This window comes from Microbacterium sp. MYb45 (assembly GCF_002979655.1).
Classification (GTDB): domain Bacteria; phylum Actinomycetota; class Actinomycetes; order Actinomycetales; family Microbacteriaceae; genus Microbacterium.
This window is the reverse complement of the sequence record NZ_PCPG01000011.1, coordinates 88232-109778: the sequence shown is the minus strand read 5'-3', so window position 1 is coordinate 109778 and position 21547 is coordinate 88232. Positions and strand designations below refer to the sequence as shown.

Genomic DNA, 21547 nt, shown 5'->3' with positions numbered 1-21547 from the left:
GGCGAGCGGGCGGGCGGCTACGCCTCGGAGAGGAACGCCAGCGCCGCTTCTTTGAAGTCCCGCGATCCCGGAGCGTTGAAGTGGTTCCGGTTCGGGATCTCGAAGAAGCGACCGTCGGGGGCCGCGGACGCCAGTGCCCGTGAACCCTCGATGATGGCATCCTTCGAACCCGTGGCGAACAGGATCGGGCGCGTCGGCGCATCCGATGGATCGGGGTCGATCATCCCTGACGACCGCATCCCTTCCGCGAGCGCGACCAGTGCCTGCAGGTCGTTGCCGGGTACCCGCTCCGTCAGCGCGATGTAGTTCTGCGTCGTGGGGTCGGCGACCGGGGTGCCGTCGGCGATGTACGCCCGCACCTGGTCCAGGTCGAGGCGGGCCAGGGGGATGCCGTCCGGCACTCCGCCGAGCACCGCCCGGCCGATGCGGTGGGGCAGCTCGCGCACCACTTCCCAGCCCACGCGGGCTCCGAGCGAGTAGCCGACGTAGAACGCGTCGTCCACGAGGTACGTGTCCATCACGGTCTCGACATCGGTCACCAGTGTCCGGATGCGGTACCCCTCCGGATCGTGCGGCTTCTCGCTGCGCCCATGCCCACGCTGATCGAGCGCGAGCACCCGGTAGCCGGCGCGGTCGAGCTCGCGCACCCAGCCGGTGAGGGCCCAGTTGTCGCGGGCGCTCGACGCGAATCCGTGCACGATCACGACGACGGGAGCATCCGGATCGCCCCAGGTGTACGTCGCCAGGCGTGTGCCGTCGGCGGCGTACACGTGCTGCGGGTCGGGCATGCTGGTCAGGTCGGAGAGGGGGGTGGCCACCCTTCCATCTTGGCCCTGTTCCGCGTCAGGGGTGCTGCTCCCGCGCCCCTGCGCCGAGACCCGGCCTCCAACCCCGAGACCCCGCTGTAACGCCGAGACCCCCTCCTGCCGACGTGGGCAGGAGGGGGTCTCGGCGCGAAGACGGGGTCTCAGCGGATGGCGCGGATCAGACCCGATCCCGCAGGGCTGCGCCGAGCTCGGCATCCACGTTCGTCCAGTACTGGAAGAACCGCTCGCGGATGTCGTCGATGGTGATGGAGCGGCCCTGCCCGGTGAGGGTCTCGAGGAACCGCGCTCGCTGCTCGCCGTCGAAGACCTCACGGTAGAGCGTGCCCGCCTGGCCGAAGTCGTCGTCCTCGGCGTGCAGCGTGGCCGCCGAGCGCACGAGCTGGCCGTCGGCCTCCCAGTTCGCCTCGAGCGCCACGGTCGGATCCGCCTCGGGGCCCCCGGCTGCGCCGAACGAGTTCGGGTGGTAGGTGCGGTGTGCGGCGTCGTTGTGCTGGTACCGCATCGAACCTTCGTGCTGGTAGTTGCGCGCCTCGGCCGCGTGCGGCTGGTTCACGGGCAGCTGGTTGTAGTTCGGACCGATGCGGTGACGCTGGGCATCGGGGTACGCGAAGATGCGGCCCAACAGCATCTTGTCCGGCGAGAGCCCGGTGCCGGGCACCAGGTTGCTGGGCGAGAAGCCGGCCTGCTCGATCTGCGTGAAGAAGTTCTCCGGATTCCGGTTCAGGGTCAGCGTGCCGACCTTGATGCGCGGGTAGTCCTTGAGCGAGATGGTCTTGGTGAGGTCGAACGGGTTGAACCGGTAGTCCTTCGCCTCGCCGTACGGCATGATCTGCACGTACAGATCCCAGGAGGGGTGGTCGCCGCGGGCGATCGAGTCGAACAGGTCGCGGCGGTAGAAGTCGGCGTCGGATCCGGCGAGCTGCTGCGCCTCCTCGGCGCCCATCGCCTCGACGCCCTGGTTCGAGACGAAGTGGTAGCGCATCCAGAAGAGCTCACCGGCTTCGTTCACCCACGAGAAGGTGTGCGAGCCGTAACCGTTCATGTGCCGCCAGCTGCGCGGGAGGCCGCGGTCGCCCATGAGGTAGGTGACCTGGTGCGCGGTCTCGGGAGAGAGCGTCCAGAAGTCCCACTGCATGTCGGGGTCGCGCAGACCCGAGTCGCCGAGGCGCTTCTGGGAGTGGATGAAGTCCGGGAACTTGATCGCGTCGCGCAGGAAGAATGTCGGGGTGTTGTTGCCGACGATGTCGAGGTTGCCCTCTTCCGTGTACAGACGCAGCGAGAACCCGCGCACGTCGCGCCAGGTGTCGGGCGAACCCTGCTCGCCGGCGACCGTCGAGAAGCGGATGAGCGCCTCACTCTTCGCGCCCTTCTGGAAGACCGCGGCGCGGGTGTACGCCGACACGTCTTCCGTGACGACGAATTCGCCGAAGGCGCCGCCGCCCTTCGCGTGCGGGTTGCGCTCCGGCACGCGCTCGCGGTTGAACGCCGCGAGCTTCTCGACCAGGTAGTGGTCGTGCAGGACCGTGGGTCCGTCGGGGCCGACCGTCAGCGAATGCTCGTCGCTCACGATCGGGGCTCCGGCCTGCGTGGTGGTGGACGGACGGTGCGAATCAGCAGGTTTCGTCATGGTTCTCTCCTTCTCCGTGCAGGCGCGACGAATACCCCCATCCGTGGATGGGCGGTGGGCGGTCGGCTATTGCGCGGCGTTCTGGCAGCTGGGGCAGAGGCCCCAGAAGGTGACCTCGGCGGTCTGGACGGTGAATCCGCCCGTCGAGGACGGGGTGAGACACGGCGCTTCGCCGACGACGCAGTCCACATCGCCGACCGCACCGCAGGAGGTGCAGACGACGTGGTGGTGGTTGTCGTCGATGCGCCGCTCATAGAGCGCCGCGGAACCTGCCGGTTCGATCCGGCGGATGAGGCCCGCCGTCGTCAGGTCCGCGAGGATGTTGTGCACCGACTGGATCGACGTGGTCGGCAGCACTTCGGACACGGCGCGGTAGACCCGCTCCGCATCCGTATGGGCCATGGAGTCGAGAGCCTCGAGAACGGCGACGCGGCCCGCGGTCGCCCGAAGCCCGGCAACGCGAAGCGCCGAGTCGAGTTCTGTCTCCATGCCTCGAGTGTACCCCGTTATTTGAATAACTCAAAAGAACGCATATCAGGATGCTGCGCCGCGGGGTGCGGCCTCGACTCAGGCGCGTCCGGCCCAGTCGAGCACGCGGGTGCCGAGGAGTGTCAGCCAGCGGGAGGGATGACCCTCCCCGGCATCGACCGGGAACCAGGTGCGCCCGGCGAGCGGAGTGGTCTGCGTCCACGTGCCGTCCGCCCGTCGCGCGGCGCGGACCAGCTCGACGGCATCCGCGATCCGGTCGTCGGGTGCGCCGCCCTCGACGAGTGACACCTCGCGGAAGTGGTCCAGGGCCGTCAGCGCGCTGTACCGGTGACGACTCGGATACACGAAGCGCCCCACGAACGGGCCGACCTGCTCGCCGGTCGAGTCGCGGTACAGCAGCCGACGCCGCAGCAGATACTCCTCGCCCGAGTGCCGCGCCTCGCGCAACGACGTGTCGCCGGTGAGTCGCTCGTAGGCGAGCATCCCGCGCAGGGCGTTGAGCGTGGAGTGGAACGACGACCGCACCGAGTCGCCCTCCTCCGCCTCGCAGTTCCACCCGCCGTCGTCGAGGCGGTGAGCGGGGAACCATCGGGCGAGGGCGGCCACGTCCGCCCCCAGCCAGGCGCCGTTCGCCAGCGTGTAGGCGTTGATGCACACGTCGACCTCGCCGCCCCAATAGGGCAGGTCGTCGTACTCCCACCGGCTGTTCCGCGCCAGCCGCTCCGCGGTGTCGCCGAGCACGGCGGCATCCACGCCCCACTCGCGCAGATCGTTCAGCGACCAGGTCGTGGCCGTCCACGGCTGCCCCGGCTCCTCGGCCTCCGGGCTGCCGAAGAAGCCCGCCGGGAAGAAGGCGCCGCCGGCCCACTGGCCGTCGTCGTCCTGTCGAGCGAGGAGAGCGGCGCCGAATCCTTCGGTCGCCACCCGGGCGCGCGTCGCCTGCCACACCTGCTCGGGCTCCCGCAGCAGGTCGCGCTCCACCTGCCAGCGCAGCGCAGGGTCACCGTCGAGCAGCCACTGCATCGTCTCCGTCGTGATCGCCATGCGGGCACGCTACTCCTCGGTGCGGCGCGCGCATACCCGTCGCGTCAGGATTCGGCGGGTGCCGAAGGCAGCTCCGGGCCGTAGTTCCACGACAGGATGGCGGGCTGCTCGCGCGCGAAGCCGAGCACCGACACCGATCCGGCATCCAGGCTGATCTGGGCGCCGAAGCGCGGAGCGAGCCGCAGGTACACCGCCGTCAGGATGCGCAGGAAGTGGCCGTGCGCGACCAGCGCGACGTCTCCCTGCGACATCGCCGGCAGCACCCGCGTGAGCACCCGCGACGCCCGCGCGGCGACCTCTTCCACGGTCTCGCCGGGGGTGCGCCCGGGGATCACGCCGTGGGTGAAGGTGCTCCAGCCGTAGCCGAGCTCCGCACGGATGTCCTTCGTGGTGCGACCCTCGTATCCGCCGTAGTCCCACTCGACGAGCAGCGGATCGATCTCGGCGTGCAGGCCCGCGAGCTCCGCGGTGCGCTGCGCCCGCACGAGCGGAGACGTCAGAACGAGCGAGAAGTCGTAGTCCGCCACGAGCGCACCCGCGCGACGGGCCAGATCCTCGCCGCGCGCCGTGAGGGGGATGTCGGTGAGCCCCGTGTGCCTCCCGGTCCGCGACCATTCGGTCTCGCCGTGGCGCAGGAGCACCAGCTTTCCGGCCGGTGCTTCGGAGATGGGGTGTTCGAGTATCGGTTCGCGTGCAGGCACAACGACACCGTAACCCCCGCCGGCCCTCGGATGATTCGCCGATGGGGTGACGATTCGCCGAGGAATCCCCTCGGACCTCTCGGCGGATCGTCCTGGACTCGGCGAATCGTCGGGGCTGGACGGGTCGGGGCGGGGCCGGCCACCGGGTCAGACGAAGCGGACGGTCTGCTGCAGTCGGGTGCGCACGTCGAACAGCTCGTTGCCGCCGATGGCCCGCGCCTGTGGAACGCCCTGACGCAGCACCATCGCGAGCGCGCTGCGCCGAACCACCACGACCGGGACGCCGCGGGTCGTGCCGAGCGGGGTGACCGCCTGGGAGAGGTCGTCGTCGGGGAGCACGATGATCGCACCGCCGAACTTCACGCGGGCGGCCTTGGCCACCGTGCGCATCCGCCCGAGCGCGGCGGTCACGGGCGCGCGGGTGCCGAGGCTCGGTCCCGTGATCTCGCCGCGACGGAAGCCGACGACCCCGCCGAAGTCCTCCGACATCACGCCGTACAGGCCCGAGGGGCCCAGCACCACGTGGTCGAGCTTGTCGTCGGCATCGGCTCCGGCGGCGACGTCGTGCCACACCGTGTAGCCCATGCCCAGGTCGGACACCGTGCGGGCGGTGGCCTCCTCCGCCAGGGCGTCGGCGAGGAGCCGGCGCAGGTCACGCGGCGCCGAGCGCACGAGCGCGGGGTCGTAGGGATCGGGCACCTCGACGCCGCGCCCCGCCCATTCGCGGATGAGGTCGAGATAGCGCTCGCGGCGCCAGCCGCCGGGGTGGCCGTACGACCGGGCCCGCGGGCGCGTGTCGGTGCGGGTCGGCGGCGGACGCCACCCGCTCCACTCGGAGCCCGCCTCGTGGGTCACACCGGTCCGGCGGTCGTAGGCGGCGCGACCCTCGGCGGTGCCGATCAGCTCCCAGGCGCGCTGCACCTGGATGAAGATCGCCGCGTCGCCACCGGTGTCGGGGTGGGTCTGACGCAGGCGCAGACGGTAGGCGCGGCGCAGCTCGACGTCGTCGACGCCGGGGTCGACCTCGAGGATCTCGTAGGCCGAAGCCGAGAGCGGACTGTCGAACATCGCTCTCCCTCCGCGACCGCGGCATCCAGGATATCCGCCGATCCTTGTGGTTTCGCCGATCCCGCCGGCCTCGATGGTTCAGTCGGGGACGTCGACGATGCGCTCGACGCCCAGCACGGGGACGACCGCACCGGCGGATGCTGCGGCCAGGTCATCGGTGAGCCTCGGAAGCTCCGCCTCGGGCGCCCACAGCTCGAGCGTGGCAATCGCCGCGTAGGTCGGCTCGCCCAGCGTCGCACCGTGATGCCCCGCCCAGTCGCGCAGCAGGTTGTCGTAGCGCCCGGCATCCGCATGCGGCACCTCGAGCGTCACCTGTCGGAGCGCCGCACGCCGCACCAGGGTCGCCAGGTCGAGCGTCTCGGACACCGCCGAGGAGTAAGCGCGCACGAGACCGCCCGCTCCGAGCTTCACACCGCCGAAGTACCGTGTCACCACCGCGACCACGTCGGTCAGCTCCCGGCGCCGCAGCACCTCCAGCATCGGGATGCCCGCGGTGCCCGAGGGCTCTCCGTCATCCGACGATCGCGCCTGATCACCGAGCAGACCGGTGATCATCGCGGTGCAGTTGTGGTTCGCGTCCCAGGCCCGCTTGCGGATGCCGGCGATCACCGCTTCGGCCTGCTCGACCGACGAGACGGGTTCGACGCGGGTGAGGAAGCGCGACTTGCGGATGACCGTCTCGTGCTCGACCGCGGCCGCGATGGTCGCGGGGTAGCTGCGGGCGGGGGTCACCCGCCTCACGATACCGAGGCCGACGGCGGCTCACCGGTCGACGAACGCCATCTGCTGCGGGTTGTAGCGGTCGCCGGCCACACCGATGCGCGTGGCCAGGGTCGACAAGTCGGCGACCTCGTCGGCGGAGAGCGCGACGGCGGTGCTGCCCGCGTTCTCCGCGATGCGCGCGGTGCGCCGGGTGCCAGGGATCGGCACGATCCACGGCTGCTGGGCGAGCAGCCAGGCGAGGGCGATCTGGCCCGGGGTGGCCTCCTTCGTCGCGGCCAGCTCGGCGACGTGCGCCACGAGCGCCTGGTTCGCCGCCCGGTTCTCGGCCGTGAAGCGCGGGATGGTGGCGCGGATGTCACCGGCTGCGAAGTCCGCCGCGGTGTCGACCGTGCCGGTCAGGAATCCCTTGCCGAGCGGGCTGAAGGGCACGAACCCGATGCCGAGCTCGGCGAGCACCGGTAGGACCTCCGCCTCCGGCTCGCGGGTCCACAGCGAGTATTCGCTCTGGAGCACCGTGACCGGGTGCACGGCATGGGCGCGGCGGATGGTGTCGGCCGAAGCCTCGGAGAGCCCGAAGTGGCGCACCTTGCCCTCGGCGATCAGCTCGCCCACGGTGCCGGCCACGTCTTCGATCGGCACGTCGGGGTCGACGCGATGCTGGTAGAAGAGGTCGATCACATCGGTCCGCAGACTCCGCAGCGATGCCTCGGCCACCCGGCGGATCTGGTCGGGTCGGCTGTTCAGCCCGACACTCTTCCCCTCCTGGATGTCCCACCCGAACTTGGTCGCGATGACGACCCTGTCGCGGATCGGCTCGAGGGCCTCGCCGACGAGCTCCTCGTTCACGTACGGGCCGTACACCTCGGCGGTGTCGTAGAAGTCCACGCCGTGGTCGACCGCCGACCGGAGCACGGCGATCATGTCTTCGCGGCTGCCGGGGTTCGGGCCGTAGCTCTGCGACATCCCCATGCAGCCGAGTCCGACCGCCGAGACCTGGAGGCCCTGTCCGAGAGTGCGTGTGTGCATGAGCTGCCCTTTCGTCTTCGCCGCGGGTGCGATCCGCGACTGTGGAACCGACGCTACGCCCGGTGGTCGCGACGAGGGAGGGCCTGACGGAACCCCTCTGACCGCGACCCTCCGGCGGCGCGGGCATCCATCGAACGATGGAGACGCGTCTCACCCTCCTGCCCGATCCTCCTCGGCGCCGTCGCGGCTGGACTGGATCCATGCTCCGCACCCTCCGCTCCCTCCCTCTGTGGCTCACCTCTCGACGCGGCGGGTGGATCTCCCTGCTGATCGCGGTGGTGGCGTTCACCGCCCTCCTCGGTGCCCTTGGTCGCGCGTCTCTGCCCGCCGGCAGCGACGTCGCCCCTCCGGACTCGGAGTCCGCTCGAGCGGCGGCCCTCGCCGAGCAGTTCCCCGACGCGGACGAGCACACCGTGCTGCTGGTCGCGGCTCGAGACGACGGCGGACAGCTCGGCGACGCAGACCTCGCGGCACTCGGCTCCCTCGCGGCCGACGTCGGAGCAGAGACCGGGCACGATCCACACGGTCCGATCGTCAGCGACGACGGGGAGGCCGCGGTCGTCCAGGCGACGCTGACGCTGGACGAGAACAAGGACGATGCCGCCGCGGACGCCGTGCACGGCCTGCGCGACACGGTGGCGCAGCATCCGATCGACGGTGTGACGGTGCAGGTCACCGGTGGCCCCGCGTTCGGGGTGGACGTCGCCTCCGCGTTCGATGGTGCCGACTTCACGCTGCTGATGGTGACGCTCGGGATCGTCGCGCTCCTGCTCATCGTCACCTACCGCTCGCCCGTGCTCTGGATGATCCCGCTCGTGGTGGTCGCGCTCGCCGACCAGCTGGCGAACAAGGCGACGGCGGCTATCGGGGCGGGGCTCGGCCTGCAGTTCGACTCCGGGATCGTGAGCGTCCTCGTCTTCGGCGCCGGGACGAACTATGCCCTGCTCCTCATCTCGCGCTACCGCGAAGAGCTCGCGCTCGACACCGACCACCGGCGCGCACTGGTCGCCGCCTGGCGTGCGACCGTGCCCGCGATCGTCGCCTCGAACGTCACCGTGGTCCTCGCCCTCTCGACGCTCGCCCTCGCGGTGATTCCCGGCACCCGCGGACTCGGGATCGCTTCGGCGGTGGGCCTGCTGATCGCGCTCGCCGCGGTGCTGCTGGTGCTTCCGCCGGCTCTCGCCGTGTGCGGCCGCCGCCTCTTCTGGCCGTTCGCCCCGCGCGTGGGCGGTGGCGCCGCGACCGGTCGAGTGTGGGGCGCCGTCGCCGAACGCGTCTCCCGGCGCCCCTGGGTGCCGCTGGTCGGTGGGCTCGCGCTGCTCGGCGTCCTCGCCGGAGGCCTCGCCGGCGTGTCCGTCGGTCTCACGCAGGTCGAGAAGTTCCGCGTCGAGTCCGAGTCGGCGGCAGGGCTCACCGTGCTCGGCGAGCACTTCCCCGCGGGCGAGGCGCAGCCGATGATCGTGATCGGCGACACGGCTGAGACCGAGGCGCTGACCGAGGCCGTCGAAGACGTGCCGGGTGTGCTCCGGGTGTCCGCGACGGGGGAGAGCGCCGACGGAGCCCTCACGCGGCTGCTCGTCGTCGGTGAACCGGCTCCGGGAACCACCGAGAGCCTCGATCTGGTGAGCGCCGTGCGCGAGGCCGCGGTCACGGTGCCGGATGCCGACGCCGTGGTGGGTGGCCCGGTCGCGGCGGATCTCGACGCCCGCGAGGGCAATCAACGCGACCTGCTGTTGATCGTCCCGCTCGTGCTCGCGGTCAGTCTGCTCGTGCTCATCGTGCTGTTGCGTTCCCTGGTGGCGCCCGTGCTGCTGCTCGCGGTGAACATCCTCAGCGCGGTCGCGGCGATCGGCGCAGGCACCTGGCTGAGCCGGGTGGTGTTCGGATGGGACGCGCTCGACCTGCAGGTCCCGCTGCTGTCGTTCCTGTTCCTGGTGGCGCTCGGCATCGACTACACGATCTTCCTGGTCCATCGGGCGCGCGTCGAGGCGCTGACGGTCGGCACGCGGCAGGGGATGGTGCGTGCGCTCACGGCGACGGGCGGCGTGATCACCAGCGCCGGCGTCGTGCTCGCGGCCGTGTTCGCCGCGCTCGGGCTGCTGCCCCTGGTCACGCTCGGACAGATCGGACTCATCGTCGGGATCGGGGTGCTCGTCGACACCTTCGTCGTGCGCACCCTGGTGGTCCCCGCGCTGTTCGCGATCGTCGGGGAGCGGATGTGGTGGCCGGGGAAGGTCGGGAGGGGCGGATCCCGCGCCGATCGGAGTGCAGATCGGCCGCACGGGGGAGAATACGAGGATGCCGCAGTCGCCACCTCTCCCGACGCGAGCTGAGCGCACCGCCCGTGACGAGCGGGCGGCCGGCTTCCGCGCACCACGTACCTGGGCGAGCCTGGTCGGGTCGATCCGGATCGGGCAGGCCGTGATCACGGTCGTGCTGCTCGTGATCGGCGCGTGGCGTGCGGCCGTCGACGGGGTTCCGCTGCCGTGGGTCCTCGCCCTCTCGCTCGTGTTCCTCGGCTGGTACGGCGGCGGGCTGCTGCTCAGCGAGCGCATCTCGGATCGTCGTCTGGCGACCTGGTGGCTGCTCGGGCTGACGCTCATCTGGCTCGGCGCGGTCGTCGTCTCGCCGGAGTTCGTGTGGCTCGCCTTCCCGCTGTGGCTGCTGGCCGGATTCGTGATGCGACTGCGGTGGGCGTTGCTGCTCAGCGCGGCGATCCTCGCGGTCGTGGTGACCGCCCCGCTGCTGCACACCGGCACCACGACCTACGCGAACGTGATCGGGCCCCTCGTGGGCGGCGTCTTCGCGCTGGGGATCTCGCGCGGGTACCTCGAGCTCGTCCGCGACGGACGGGAGCGCCGTCGACTGATCGCCTCGCTCGTCGCGACCCAGGAGGAGATGTCGGCGCTCCAGGACGAGCTCGCCCGCACCCAGCGCGAGTCCGGCGCGAGTGAGGAGCGCACCCGGGTGTCGCGCGACATCCACGACACCGTGGCCCAGAGCGTGTCGTCGATCGGGATGCTGGCGCGCTCGGCCCTGGAGGCGGACGATCCCGCGCAGCGCACCCGTGCCCTCGAGCAGATCGGGGCGCTCGCCGCGGAGGGGTTGGCGGATGCGCGACGCATCGTGAACGCGCTGATGCCGGCCGAACTCGAATCCACGGCCCTCGGCGACGCGCTCGCCCGGATGCTGGAGCGCCTGGGCGAGGAGACCGGGATCGAGGCGACCCTGCACGACGACGACGACCTACCGGCGCTCGGCATCGACGCCGAGGTCGCCCTGCTGCGGACGGCGCAGTCGGCCCTCGCGAACGTCCGCTCCCACGCATCCGCGTCGCGCGTGGTGGTGACCCTGGCCGATGCCGGCGATGCGGTGCGGCTCGACATCGTCGACGACGGGATCGGGTTCGACGCGAGGCACTGGGACGCGCAGGGCGGCGTCGGCGGCCAGGGTGGCGGCTACGGACTGCGCTCGATGCGGGCACGGCTGCGGGAACTCGGCGGAGGGCTCGATGTGGAGAGCGCCCCGGGCGACGGCACCGCGCTCTCTGCGCACGTCCCGCTCGGCGGTGCCGCATCGGTGAGGCGTGGAACGGAGGGTGAGGCATGACCGCCGTGCGTGTGCTGCTCGTCGACGATCACCCCATCGTCCGGGCCGGGGTGCGCTCGCTGTTCGATAACCGCGACGACGTCGAGGTGATCGGCGAGGCGGCTTCCGGAGAGGAGGCCGTGGTTCTCGCCCGGCACCTGCATCCTGACGTCGTGCTCTGCGATCTGCGGCTCGGCGCGGGCATGGACGGCGTGCAGACGACCGCCGCGCTTCGTGCCCAGCATCCGGCACCCGCCGTGCTGATCCTGACGACGTTCGACCGCGACGCCGAGATCCTCGGTGCGATCGAGGCGGGAGCGGCGGGGTACCTGCTCAAGGATGTCGCGCCGGACGACATCGTGCGGGCGATCCGCCAGGCCGCTTCCGGCGGACTCGTGCTCACCCCCGAGCTCAGCGAGCGGGTCGTGCAGGTCATGCGCGCGCCGCGGGTGCGGCTCACCGACCGCGAGCTCGACGTACTCCGGCTGCTCGATACCGGCGCATCGAACCGCGAGATCGCGAAGACCCTGTTCGTCACCGAGGCCACCGTGAAGACGCACCTCGTGCACGTGTTCGAGAAGCTCGGCGCCGACAGCCGTGCCCGCGCCATCGCGATCGCCCGCGACACCGGGCTCCTCTGAGCCGTCGTCCTCAGTCCTAGGACGGCCGCAGCGGGCGGAGATCCCACATCGTGGTGCTATCGAGCACCGGCGGAGATCTGCCTGGGGGAATAGAATGTGTCATGTTACTGCGGACGCCACTTTCAGCTACAGGGGCGGGTCGTTCCAAATTCACTCGTAGGAGCTGAGCAGATGGTCGTCGGATTCTCCATCCCCACCCTTCTCGGATCTGTGGTGATCGTCGCAGCGCTGCTGTGGTTTGTCGGTGCCGCCCTCCGGCGGCTGGTTGGCTCTCGCAGTCAGCAGGATGACCGATTCAAGTAAGGGAATCGTTTGCTCTGAGGGCCGGCGCTGATAGCAGTGTCGGCCCTCTGCGCGCCTGGTGGTCACGTCGAGCGCCGCGCATCTCAACCGTTCGATGGATCCCTGCCGAGGCCACTGCGCCGAGGCTGGAATCAGACCATGATGGTCTGGCACGGCTCGCTCACGGTGCTCGGCCAGGAGTCCTCCGCGATGATCGCCGGCATCGCGGGCCTCGGGCACATCCTGCTCAGTGCCGGGATGGTGCTGCTGTTCCTCGCCCTGCGCAAGCGCCTGTTCGTCGCGAAGCCCGCCGCGTCCGCCGTAGCCGTCGGTTCCGCCGTCGCCGCCTGACCGAGGCGGCCGGAGCTCAGTCCGTGTCCGCCTCGACCGAGTCGTCGCGCATGTGCGCGATGTGCGCGGCGTGCCGGGCCAGGTGGTGCGGCGACCTCCGCACGAACAGCCACGCCACGAACAGGAGCACGAACCAGATCGGTGTGACCAGCAGCGCGGTCAGCGTGTCGGGCTGCGTGGTCAGCGCCCACAGGACGAACACGAAGAACGCGAGCACCACGTAGACCATGAACACCCCGCCCGGCATCCGGAACGTCGACGCGGCGACCTTGTCCTTGCGGGTGCGCCGGTACACGAGGTAGCTGCACAGGAAGATCGTCCACACGAACATGAAGCACAGCGCCGAGACCGTGGTCACCATGTCGAAGGCCGTGCCGATGTCCTTGCCCGCGTAGAGCAGCACGACGCCGGAGAGCAGCAGGATGCACGAGAGGAACAGGGCGTTCTGCGGCACGCGGCGGCGCGAGAGTCGGCCGAAGATCCGCGGGGCGTCGCCGTCCTGCGCGAGGCCGAACACCATGCGCGAGGTCGAGTAGATGCCGGAGTTGGCGCTCGACATCGCCGAGGTCAGCACGACCAGGTTCACGACCGTCGCCGCGATGCCGAGCCCGGCGAGGGCGAACATCGCGATGAACGGGCTCTCGCCGGCGACGTACTCCGTCCACGGGGTCACCGCCATCAGCACGATGAGTGCGCCCACGTAGAACAGCAGGATGCGGATCGGGATCGCGTTGATCGCCTTCGGCAGATTGCGCTTCGGGTCCTTGGTCTCGGCGGCCGCGGTGCCGACCAGCTCGACGCCGACGAACGCGAACACCGCGATCTGGAATCCCGCGACGAAGCCCATGAAGCCGTGCGGGAACATGCCGCCGTGATCCCACAGGTTCGAGAAGCTGGCGGTCCCCGCGTCGTGCTGGAAGCCGGTGAAGATCATCACCAGGCCGGTGACGATGAGGGCGACGATCGCGACGATCTTGATCAGCGCGAACCAGAACTCCATCTCGCCGAACGCGGCGACGGTCGGCAGGTTCAGGGCGAGCAGGATCACGATCACGAGGACGCCCGGGATCCACAGCGGGACGCCGGGGATGAGCGCATCCGTGTAGCCCGCGATCGCGATCACGTCGGCGACGCCGGTGACCACCCAGCAGAACCAGTAGGTCCACCCGGTGAAGAATCCTGCCCACGGCCCGAGCAGGTCGCTCGCGAAGTCGCTGAACGACTTGTACTTGAGGTTCGACAGCAGCAGTTCGCCCATCGCCCGCATGACGAAGAACAGCATGAAGCCGATGATCATGTAGACGAAGATCACCGATGGTCCCGCCACCGAGATCGTCTTGCCGCTGCCCATGAACAGGCCGGTTCCGATCGCTCCACCGATCGCGAGCAGCTGGATGTGGCGGTTGCTCAGCGCTCGCCGCAGGTGCTGCTCCTCCCCGTCGGCATCGGCATCGTGCGTGCTTCCGGTTCCCCCCGGGTGCTGCTTCGTCACTCTCGTCCTCCGGTCTCCGTCGACAGTTCGGCTCCGACGGTACCTTTCCCCTCCCCGAGCAACCGAATCGAGATCGGGGATACCGCTCCGCCGAATCGATTCGATAGGCTTGTTCGAGCCCTGATCCATCCCCCAGTTCTGCGAGCCGCTCCTTCATGGCCACCTCCCTCACCACGGGCCGCCCGTGGCGCGTCATCCTCGCCTTCTCCATCCCGCTGCTCCTCGGCAACGTGGTGCAGCAGCTGTACCAGTTCGCCGACGCGATCGTCGTCGGACGGCACCTCGGCGTCACCTCCCTCGCGGCGGTGGGCGCCACCGGCAGCCTGCTGTTCCTCCTGCTCGGTTTCGCCTGGGGTCTGACGAGCGGATTCGCGATCCCCATCGCGCAGGCCTTCGGTGCGCGGGACGATGCGGCCGTGCGCCGCTCGGTGGCCACGGGTGTGTTCCTCAGTGCCATCACGAGCGTGATCCTGACGGTCGCAGCCCCCCTCCTCGCCGGCCCGATCCTCACCCTGCTGCAGACGCCTCCGGAGCTGATGGCCGAAGCCACGATTTTCACGCAGATCAGCTTCCTCGGTGCCGGTGCGACGATGTTCTTCAACTACCTCTCCGCGATCATCCGCGCGATCGGCGACTCCAAGACGCCGCTGGTGTTCCTCACCGTCTCGTGCGCGCTGAACGTCGGGCTCGTCGTGCTGATGGTCGGTCCTCTCGAATGGGGCGTGGGCGGTGCCGCTCTCGCGACCGTGGTCGCACAGGCCGTCTCAGTGGCGCTCTGCCTCGAGTTCGTCCGCCGGCGCCTGCCGATGCTGCACCTGCGTCGTGCCGACTGGCGGATCACCGGGGACGACATCGCCGAGCACCTGCGCCTCGGCCTGCCCATGGGCTTCCAGGCGTCGATCATCGCGATCGGCACACTCACGGTGCAGGTCGCGCTGAACACCCTCGGGGCCGACGCCGTCGCCGCTTACACGACCGGTTCCCGGGTCGACAGCCTCGCGGTCGCGCTGCTGTCGTCGCTGGGCCTCGCGGTCTCGATGTACGCCGCGCAGAACCACGGCGGCCGCCGCCCCGACCGCATCCGTCGCGGAGTCGTCGAGGCGACCTGGATGGCGGTCGCCGCCGGTGTGGTGCTCGGTGGCCTGCTGATCGCGTTCGGCGCGCCCATGGTGCGGCTGTTCATCGGTGCGGGGTCGGACGACGTCGTCGACATGGCTCACCGGATGCTCATCATCAACGGCTGCGGCTACTGGGCGCTGGGCATGCTGTTCGTGCTGCGCGGCGCGCTGCAGGGACTCGGCCACACACTCGTGCCCACCGTGACCGGGGTGATCGAGCTGGTGATGCGTGTGGGCGCGGCCATCGTGCTGGGCGCGTGGATCGGGTTCGACGGCGTCGCGCTGAGCAACCCGCTCGCCTGGGTGGGCGCCATCGTGCTGCTGGTCCCGGCCTACGTGCGGGCACACCGCGAGCTCGGACGGCTTCCGGTCGCACCGGCCGAGGCCACCGAGACCTCGGCGATCGCGATCGTCGGACCGACCGACGGCTCGATGGTCGTGGATGCCGTCGTCACCCAGCCGTTGCGCGTCGTCCGCCCCCGTCGTCTGCGGTGGACGAGCCGCCGCTGAACTCTCGTCCCGTCCGAATCGGCGCCGCGAGATCTCCGTCTGCAGGATGATGCGGATGGGACTTGAGACGGATGGCCTTTCCGCGACACACTTCTAGTGTCGAGGTAGCGGAGTTTCCGCTGGACCGGGGGGTCGTCATGACGACAATGAGAGTGGCCAACGATTTGGCCGAGGTGATGGTGCCGATCGGGTACGTGGGTGCGGCCATCGCCGGTGCCTGTGCGATCGTCGCTGCGGTCGCGGTCATCCGGAGCTCTGGAGGGCTCGTCGGGGGTGCGGTCGGCGTGTGGATCGTGGGCGCGCTGATGAGTTTCACCGCGTCGTTCGCACAGCAGTGGTTGCCGCTGATACTGGCGTGCTCCTCGCTCGTGGCGATGCTCGTCATCGGCGGAGTCGTGCGGGCCATCGTGAATGCGGCCGGAGCCGGGCGGACCGACGAGGCGGCGGCTGATGCACTGCCGCGCGCCGCGTCTACGGTCAAGCCCGCCACGGTGTCGAAGCCGACGCTCGCGACGAAGTCCGCCGCGACGGCGTCGATCCCCGTCGTGTCCTGAGTGCTCAGCGGTAATCGCGGTCGCGGTGCTGTCCGGTCTCGTCGCCGGATCCGACCCGTGCCGCTTCCCGCGCACGCAGCTCGACGCGGCGGATCTTCCCGGAGATCGTCTTCGGCAGCTCGGGGACGAACTCGATGATCCGCACCCACAGGTGCGACGACAGTCGCTCGTGCGCGTAGGTGAAGATCGCCCGGGCGGCGTCTTCCGTGCCGTCGGTGGCATCCGGGGTCAGGCAGACGTACGCCTTCGGCACGGCCAGACGCGTCGGATCGGGGCTCGGGATCACGGCCGCCTCGATCACCAGGTCGTGCTCGAGCAGCACGGACTCGAGTTCGAAGGGCGAGATCTTGTAGTCGGAGGCCTTGAACACGTCGTCCGAGCGACCGATGTAGGTCAGGTAGCCGTCGTCGTCGCGCACCGCGATGTCGCCGGTGTGATGGAACCCGCCCACCCGTGACTCGGCCGTCTTGTCGGGGTCGTCGTAGTAGCCGGCCATGAGTCCGAGCGGCGGCTGCGACAGATCGAGCGCGATCTCGCCCTCGCCCTCGACGATCTCTCCGGTGACCGGATCGAGCAGTACGACGGGGTAGCCGGGCAGCGGGCGTCCCATCGACCCGACCTTGACGGGCTGGCCGGGGGAGTTGCCGATGCAGGCCGTCATCTCGGTCTGTCCGAACCCGTCGCGGATCGTGCCGCCCCAGGCCTCGCGCACGCGGTCGATGACCTCGGGGTTCAACGGCTCGCCCGCTCCGACGAGTTCGCGCGGCGGGTGGGTGAGACGCGCGAGGTCGGCCTGGATCAACATCCGCCACACGGTAGGCGGCGCGCAGAACGTCGACACGTGATGGGTGTCCATGACCTGCATGAGGGTGTTCGCGTCGAAGCGGTCGTAGTTGTAGACGAACACGGTCGCCTCGGCCAGGAACGGGGAGTAGAAGCTCGACCAGGCGTGCTTCGCCCAGCCGGGGGACGAGATGTTGAGGTGCACGTCGTCGGGGCGCACGCCGAGCCACCACATGGTCGAAAGGTGCCCGACCGGGTAGGAGACGTGGGTGTGCTGCACGAGCTTCGGCCGGTTCGTGGTGCCCGAGGTGAAGTAGAGCAGCGCGGTGTCGGTCGCGGCGGTCGGCCCATCGGGTTCGAAGGCGGTCGGCGCGTCGGTCGAGTCGGTGAAGCGCGCCCACTCCGCCGGGATGCCGTCGCCGACGCCGATGCGGAGGATGCCGGGGGCGATGTCCGCGAGCCGATCGGCGAGCGGGCCGAGGGTGACGACCGCGCCGGCTCGACCGTGTTCGACGCGGTATGCGAGATCGGAGGCGGAGAGCAGGGTCGAGGTCGGGATCGACACGGCGCCGATCTTCGTGATCGCCAGCATCACCTCCCACAGCTCGATCGTGTTGTTGAGCATCACGATCACGTGGTCGCCGCGGCGGATGCCGAGACCGGTGAGCCAGGCCGCGACCTGATCGGAGCGCGTCGAGAGCTCGCCGTAGGTCCAGGTGCGCAGGCTCAGGTCGGCCTCGACGATCTGCACCGCAGGGCGATCCGGACTCCCCGCCGCGATCACGTCGAACCACTCGAGCGCGAAGTTGAACTCGTCGACCTCGGGCCAGGCGAACCCCGCGCGGGCTGCGGCGTAGTCGGTGGCGTTCGTGAAGAGGAAGTCCCGCATCTCGCGAATGGCGTGCGTGGCGGCGGTGGCGCTGCGGCTCATGGTGCTCCCTTGCTCCGGTGCGGATGTGCATTCCATCTTCGCGCAGGTCATCCGGATCCCGGGGTCACCGCGGCAGCACGCCCGGACCGTCGCGCAGTTCGAACACGAGTTGGGTCTCGGTGCCGCGCACGACCGGGTGCACCGTGATGTGCTCCAGCACGATGTCGCGGAGGGCGGTCGCGTCTTCGACCGCCACGTGCACCAGGAAGTCGTCGACTCCTGCCACATGGAAGACCTGCAGCACCCGCGGGACGCTCGCGAGTGCGTCGAACAGCGCCGTCACCTTGGCGCCGGTGTGATTGGCGAGGCGCACCTTGATGATCGCCTGCAGGGGGAAGCCGAGGGCCGCCCCGTCGATGCGGATGCGGGTGTCGCGGATCACGCCCCGCTCGCGCAGCGCCCGCACGCGGTGCGCACACGTCGACTCGGCGAGGCCGAGCCGATGCGCCAGGGCCTTGTTGGTCGTCTCGGCATCACGGGTGAGGACCGCCAGCAGTTCGAGGTCGATCTCGTCGAGTTGCGCTTTCGCCAAGGTGCTCGCCTTTCGGATGCCGGATGCTGCACAGAATAGCGTCCAGAGGCAATTTTCTGGCGGCCTCTGTCGAGTTCCTGCGGATTCCTCGTGATTCCGGCAACGTGGAGGCATGACTGCACCGCTGCATCCCGACACCGTCGCCGTCCACAGCGGGCGCTCCGATCTCGAGGGTCTCGGGGTCCACGCGCTGCCGATCGACCTGTCGACCACGAACCCGCTGCCCGACATCGAGCGCGGAGGCGACTCCTACGAGGCCATGGCCACGGGAGGCCGGCCGCCCGCCGACGGCAGCATGGTCTACGCGCGGCTGTGGAACCCGACCGTCGCCCGCTTCGAAGAGGCGCTCGCCGAGCTCGAGCATGCCGAGGCCGCGGTGGCCTTCGCCTCGGGCATGGCCGCGATGACGGCCGTGATCCTCGCGCACACCGGCGCGACCGGCGCGCGCCACGTCGTCGCGGTGCGTCCGCTCTACGGTGGCACCGACCACCTGCTCGGGTCCGGTCTGCTCGGCGTCGAGACGACGTACTGCCACCCCGACGAGGTGGCCGCGTCCATGCGGTCCGACACCGGGCTCGTGGTCGTCGAGACACCCGCGAACCCCACGCTCGACATCGCCGACATCGCTGACGTGGTGCGCCAGGCGGGTTCCGTGCCGGTGGTGGTCGACAACACGTTCGCGACCCCGATCCTGCAGAACCCGATCGACCTGGGCGCCGCGATGTCACTGCACAGCGCGACCAAATACCTCGGCGGCCACGGCGATGTCATCGCCGGAGTCGTCGCCTGCAGCGAAGAGACCGCGGAGGCGCTGCGCCGCGTGCGGGCGGTGACCGGGGGGCTCCTGCATCCGCTCGGGGCGTACCTGCTGCACCGCGGTCTCACCACCCTGCCGGTGCGGGTGCGGCACCAGCAGGAGAGTGCGCGGCGGGTGGTGCAGTGGTTGATCGATCGTCCCGAGGTCGCCGAGGTCTTCTATCCGGGGCTCGACGGAGACCCGCGCGGCATCCTCGAGCGGCAGATGCGCGGCACGGGCGCGATGATCGCGATGCGGATGCGGGGCGGGTTCGCCGCGGCATCCGCCGTCACGACGGCGACGACGCTGTTCACGCATGCGGTCTCGCTCGGCGGGGTCGACTCGCTGATCCAGCATCCGGCCGCGCTCACGCACCGCCCGGTGCCGCCCGAGGCACGTCCTGCCGCCGATGTGCTGCGTCTGTCGATCGGCCTCGAAGACGTCGACGATCTGATCGCCGATCTGTCTCAGGCGTTCGCGGCCGTCGCCGCTCAGAGTGAGGGAAGCCGGATCGTGCCCGTTGCGATGCGCTCGGTCGGCATCCGGTCGCGGTCGTAGGTGATCTCGCGGTAGCCGTGCGGGGTCGGCACTCCGTCGTCGTCGAGGCTGACGAACACGATCTTCTCGATCGTGAGGATGCGCCTGCGCGTGATCATGTTGCGGGCGACCGCGCGCATCGTCAATGACGTCGTGCCGAAATGCGTGGCCTGCAGGCCGATCTCGATCAGGTCGCCCTGCACCGCCGACGCCTCGAAGTTGATCTCCGAGATGTGCTTGGTGACCGCGCGGTAGTTGCCCAGCTGCACGATCGCGTAGATCGCCGCCTCCTCGTCGATCCACTTCAGCAGGCTCCCGCCGAACAGCGAGCCGTTCGCGTTGAGATCTTCGGGGCGCACCCACTTGCGGGTGCGGAAGTTGAGTCCGTCTTCCGACCACGCCGGTGGCTTCTCGTTCGCGGGTGTCTTCTGCTTCGCCATGAGCATGAGGGTAGGCGGGCAGTGAGTCGGCGGTGTTACGGCTGGTTTTCCTGGAGAGCACGGTCGCGCGTCCCGGCGAGGAGGGAGGAGCGGATGCCGAGAGCGATGCCCGCCGGTCTGCGTCGTTTACTGCATGCAAACCTTCGGTTTCGTACGGTGACCATCTCGGCGGATGATCCGCCGGGGTACGAAAGGAAGGAACGAACATGTTCGGCAACGGAATCGCGCGACTCGTCGCGGTGGGCGCGCTCGCCGCCTCATTCACCGCACCCGCGACACAATCGCTCCCTCAGGAAGAGGCTCGCGGCCCTGACCTGCGGGCTGCGGTGCAGCAGTCGCTCACGGCGGCTCCCGGTGAGATCGCGGATGAACCGATCGTGGAGCCTCGCGACTACACCGCGGGAGACACGTGGGCGTTCGGCTCGGGCACCACTCTCGAGGCGGGGGACCCGCGCATGACGCTGTTCGTCGCCCAGAAGGTCGATGGTGACTGGAAGGTCGAACTCGAAGGATCGGCCGCGTTCGCCTCGCTCGCCCAGAAGGCCCCTGACGATGTCGTCCCGCGCAGTGAAGCCAAGACCCTCGCCGAGGCTCAGGGTCACGCCGCAGGCGGCATCGAAGGCGCCGTCAAACCCGGGCTCAGCCTTCCCTGGCGAACGGGGGACAGCTGGTATCTCGGCGGTGGCCCCCACACGGACGACGGAAACGGCGATGGTGCGCGCAACTCAGTCGATTTCGGCGGTGAGGGCGATGTGCTCGCTCCCCGCGACGGCGTCATCTACAAGAGCTGCGTCAGCGCGAGCAGTGCTCTCGTGAAGATCGTCCACGACAACGGCTACAGCACGACGTACTACCACATGGTCGATGTCACGCAGATGCCGGATGGTGCACCGATCAAGGCCGGCACTCCGATCGGGAAGATCGGGAACGAGCTGCCGTGCGGGGGACACACCACGGGGCCCCATGTGCACTTCTCCCTATTGAAGGGCGACGAGCCCGTCTCGCTGGATGGTGTCGAGATCGGGGGATGGGTGTTCCACGCGGGCGCGGAGAACTATGAGGGCTGGGCTGAACAAGACGGCTGGCGGGTCGATGTCGGTGGACAGCTTCTGAACGACGGACGCACCACACCCGGCGAGGAGAACCCGCCTGCCGATGAGGAGAACCCGCCTGCCGGTGAGGAGAACCCGCCTGCGGACGCGGAGAACCCGCCTGCGGACGAGGATCCCGCACTGTCGACGGGCACGGTGCAGGCCCCGAACGCGAGTGTGAACCTTCGCAGCGGTCCTCGGCTCGATGCGCCCGTCGTCGGCACGGTCGAGATCGGCGAGACGGTGCAGATCGTCTGCACCGCACGCGGTGACGAACTGACCGGATACACGGGGGAGTCCACGGACCTCTGGGACAGGCTTCCGACCGGTGAGTGGATTAGCGATGGCTTCATCGACATCGGGACGACCGAGTCGATGGTCCCGACCTGCGACTAG

General features: G+C 69.7%; 19 protein-coding genes and 1 pseudogene. 8 read left to right on the top strand and 12 right to left on the bottom strand.

Features of this window, described 5'->3' with window-relative positions; all coding sequences use genetic code 11:
• Positions 1 to 17: 17 nt before the first annotated feature.
• The 8 genes from CQ034_RS15480 to CQ034_RS15445 all read right to left on the bottom strand — a co-directional run bounded on the left by CQ034_RS15480 (position 18) and on the right by CQ034_RS15445 (position 7505).
• The gene (locus CQ034_RS15480) at positions 18 to 818 is read right to left on the bottom strand and encodes an alpha/beta fold hydrolase (RefSeq protein ID WP_105711739.1); all 801 of its coding nucleotides are present in this window, start codon (positions 816 to 818) and stop codon (positions 18 to 20) included.
• A 166-nt stretch (positions 819 to 984) separates the two neighbouring features.
• On the bottom strand, positions 985 to 2454 hold the full coding sequence (locus CQ034_RS15475; protein ID WP_105711738.1) for a catalase: 1470 nt from the start codon (positions 2452 to 2454) through the stop codon (positions 985 to 987).
• Positions 2455 to 2520: 66 nt separating this feature from the next.
• Positions 2521 to 2943, bottom strand: coding sequence for a Fur family transcriptional regulator (locus CQ034_RS15470; RefSeq protein ID WP_029264333.1), 423 nt, complete (start codon positions 2941 to 2943; stop codon positions 2521 to 2523).
• 78 nt (positions 2944 to 3021) lie between these two features.
• Entirely contained in the window at positions 3022 to 3987 is a 966-nt protein-coding gene (locus CQ034_RS15465) for a squalene cyclase (protein WP_105711737.1), read from the bottom strand.
• 44 nt (positions 3988 to 4031) lie between these two features.
• On the bottom strand, positions 4032 to 4688 hold the full coding sequence (locus CQ034_RS15460) for a histidine phosphatase family protein (RefSeq protein WP_258134235.1): 657 nt from the start codon (positions 4686 to 4688) through the stop codon (positions 4032 to 4034).
• Positions 4689 to 4835: 147 nt separating this feature from the next.
• Positions 4836 to 5756: a J domain-containing protein gene (locus CQ034_RS15455; RefSeq protein ID WP_105711736.1), complete on the bottom strand. Its 921-nt coding sequence runs from the start codon at positions 5754 to 5756 to the stop codon at positions 4836 to 4838.
• Between the two features lie 78 nt (positions 5757 to 5834).
• Positions 5835 to 6488, bottom strand: a complete 654-nt coding sequence (locus tag CQ034_RS15450) for a YigZ family protein (RefSeq protein ID WP_105711735.1) — start codon at positions 6486 to 6488, stop codon at positions 5835 to 5837.
• A 30-nt stretch (positions 6489 to 6518) separates the two neighbouring features.
• Positions 6519 to 7505, bottom strand: a complete 987-nt coding sequence (locus CQ034_RS15445) for an aldo/keto reductase (RefSeq protein WP_105711734.1) — start codon at positions 7503 to 7505, stop codon at positions 6519 to 6521.
• Positions 7506 to 7705: 200 nt separating this feature from the next.
• On the opposite strand from CQ034_RS15445, the gene CQ034_RS15440 reads away from it, so the two are divergent.
• From CQ034_RS15440 to CQ034_RS15425, 4 genes and pseudogenes are all read left to right on the top strand, one after another.
• Positions 7706 to 9838 carry an MMPL family transporter gene (locus CQ034_RS15440; RefSeq protein WP_105711733.1) on the top strand — a complete coding sequence of 711 codons (2133 nt, stop codon included), beginning with the start codon at positions 7706 to 7708 and terminating at the stop codon, positions 9836 to 9838.
• Complete coding sequence (locus CQ034_RS15435; protein ID WP_105711732.1) at positions 9804 to 11114, top strand: histidine kinase; 1311 nt, start codon at positions 9804 to 9806, stop codon at positions 11112 to 11114. Before CQ034_RS15440 ends, CQ034_RS15435 begins: the two co-directional genes overlap by 35 nt.
• Positions 11111 to 11734, top strand: coding sequence for a response regulator transcription factor (locus tag CQ034_RS15430; RefSeq protein WP_105711731.1), 624 nt, complete (start codon positions 11111 to 11113; stop codon positions 11732 to 11734). The genes CQ034_RS15435 and CQ034_RS15430 overlap by 4 nt, the downstream gene beginning before the upstream one ends.
• 441 nt (positions 11735 to 12175) lie before the next feature.
• Positions 12176 to 12367, top strand: a pseudogene (locus CQ034_RS15425) (DUF2871 family protein); the annotation flags it as partial.
• A 16-nt stretch (positions 12368 to 12383) separates the two neighbouring features.
• Here the strand turns inward: CQ034_RS15425 and cycA are convergent.
• Complete coding sequence (gene cycA / locus CQ034_RS15420; RefSeq protein ID WP_105711730.1) at positions 12384 to 13859, bottom strand: D-serine/D-alanine/glycine transporter; 1476 nt, start codon at positions 13857 to 13859, stop codon at positions 12384 to 12386.
• Between the two features lie 155 nt (positions 13860 to 14014).
• Between cycA and CQ034_RS15415 the strand changes: the two genes are divergently transcribed.
• Together CQ034_RS15415 and CQ034_RS15410 are read left to right on the top strand one after the other, a co-directional pair.
• On the top strand, positions 14015 to 15487 hold the full coding sequence (locus CQ034_RS15415; RefSeq protein WP_105711729.1) for an MATE family efflux transporter: 1473 nt from the start codon (positions 14015 to 14017) through the stop codon (positions 15485 to 15487).
• Between the two features lie 137 nt (positions 15488 to 15624).
• Positions 15625 to 16041, top strand: coding sequence for a hypothetical protein (locus CQ034_RS15410; protein WP_146114858.1), 417 nt, complete (start codon positions 15625 to 15627; stop codon positions 16039 to 16041).
• 4 nt (positions 16042 to 16045) lie between these two features.
• Here the strand turns inward: CQ034_RS15410 and CQ034_RS15405 are convergent, their stop codons facing one another.
• Together CQ034_RS15405 and CQ034_RS15400 are read right to left on the bottom strand one after the other, a co-directional pair.
• Positions 16046 to 17755: an AMP-binding protein gene (locus CQ034_RS15405; RefSeq protein ID WP_105711727.1), complete on the bottom strand. Its 1710-nt coding sequence runs from the start codon at positions 17753 to 17755 to the stop codon at positions 16046 to 16048.
• Positions 17756 to 17819: 64 nt separating this feature from the next.
• On the bottom strand, positions 17820 to 18287 hold the full coding sequence (locus tag CQ034_RS15400; protein ID WP_181156339.1) for an Lrp/AsnC family transcriptional regulator: 468 nt from the start codon (positions 18285 to 18287) through the stop codon (positions 17820 to 17822).
• A gap of 112 nt (positions 18288 to 18399) precedes the next feature.
• On the opposite strand from CQ034_RS15400, the gene CQ034_RS15395 reads away from it, so the two are divergent.
• On the top strand, positions 18400 to 19641 hold the full coding sequence (locus CQ034_RS15395; protein ID WP_258134234.1) for a PLP-dependent aspartate aminotransferase family protein: 1242 nt from the start codon (positions 18400 to 18402) through the stop codon (positions 19639 to 19641).
• Here the strand turns inward: CQ034_RS15395 and CQ034_RS15390 are convergent.
• Positions 19575 to 20060 (bottom strand): acyl-CoA thioesterase, encoded by a 486-nt coding sequence (locus tag CQ034_RS15390; RefSeq protein ID WP_105711745.1) that lies wholly within the window; start codon positions 20058 to 20060, stop codon positions 19575 to 19577. The two genes, CQ034_RS15395 and CQ034_RS15390, sit on opposite strands and share 67 nt — an antisense overlap.
• Before the next feature lie 206 nt (positions 20061 to 20266).
• Between CQ034_RS15390 and CQ034_RS15385 the strand changes: the two genes are divergently transcribed.
• Complete coding sequence (locus CQ034_RS15385) at positions 20267 to 21547, top strand: M23 family metallopeptidase (RefSeq protein WP_105711726.1); 1281 nt, start codon at positions 20267 to 20269, stop codon at positions 21545 to 21547.

Bases quoted from the DNA above. Each gene is read 5' to 3' on its own strand.
- CQ034_RS15475 (WP_105711738.1), bottom strand. From the start codon at position 2,454: ATGACGAAACCTGCTGATTCGCACCGTCCGTCCACCACCACGCAGGCC.
- CQ034_RS15470 (WP_029264333.1), bottom strand. From the start codon at position 2,943: ATGGAGACAGAACTCGACTCGGCGCTTCGCGTTGCCGGGCTTCGGGCG.
- CQ034_RS15465 (WP_105711737.1), bottom strand. From the start codon at position 3,987: ATGGCGATCACGACGGAGACGATGCAGTGGCTGCTCGACGGTGACCCT.
- CQ034_RS15455 (WP_105711736.1), bottom strand. From the start codon at position 5,756: ATGTTCGACAGTCCGCTCTCGGCTTCGGCCTACGAGATCCTCGAGGTC.
- CQ034_RS15445 (WP_105711734.1), bottom strand. From the start codon at position 7,505: ATGCACACACGCACTCTCGGACAGGGCCTCCAGGTCTCGGCGGTCGGA.
- CQ034_RS15440 (WP_105711733.1), top strand. From the start codon at position 7,706: ATGCTCCGCACCCTCCGCTCCCTCCCTCTGTGGCTCACCTCTCGACGC.
- CQ034_RS15435 (WP_105711732.1), top strand. From the start codon at position 9,804: ATGCCGCAGTCGCCACCTCTCCCGACGCGAGCTGAGCGCACCGCCCGT.
- CQ034_RS15430 (WP_105711731.1), top strand. From the start codon at position 11,111: ATGACCGCCGTGCGTGTGCTGCTCGTCGACGATCACCCCATCGTCCGG.
- CQ034_RS15415 (WP_105711729.1), top strand. From the start codon at position 14,015: ATGGCCACCTCCCTCACCACGGGCCGCCCGTGGCGCGTCATCCTCGCC.
- CQ034_RS15410 (WP_146114858.1), top strand. From the start codon at position 15,625: ATGACGACAATGAGAGTGGCCAACGATTTGGCCGAGGTGATGGTGCCG.
- CQ034_RS15405 (WP_105711727.1), bottom strand. From the start codon at position 17,755: ATGAGCCGCAGCGCCACCGCCGCCACGCACGCCATTCGCGAGATGCGG.
- CQ034_RS15395 (WP_258134234.1), top strand. From the start codon at position 18,400: ATGACTGCACCGCTGCATCCCGACACCGTCGCCGTCCACAGCGGGCGC.
- CQ034_RS15390 (WP_105711745.1), bottom strand. From the start codon at position 20,060: ATGGCGAAGCAGAAGACACCCGCGAACGAGAAGCCACCGGCGTGGTCG.
- CQ034_RS15385 (WP_105711726.1), top strand. From the start codon at position 20,267: ATGTTCGGCAACGGAATCGCGCGACTCGTCGCGGTGGGCGCGCTCGCC.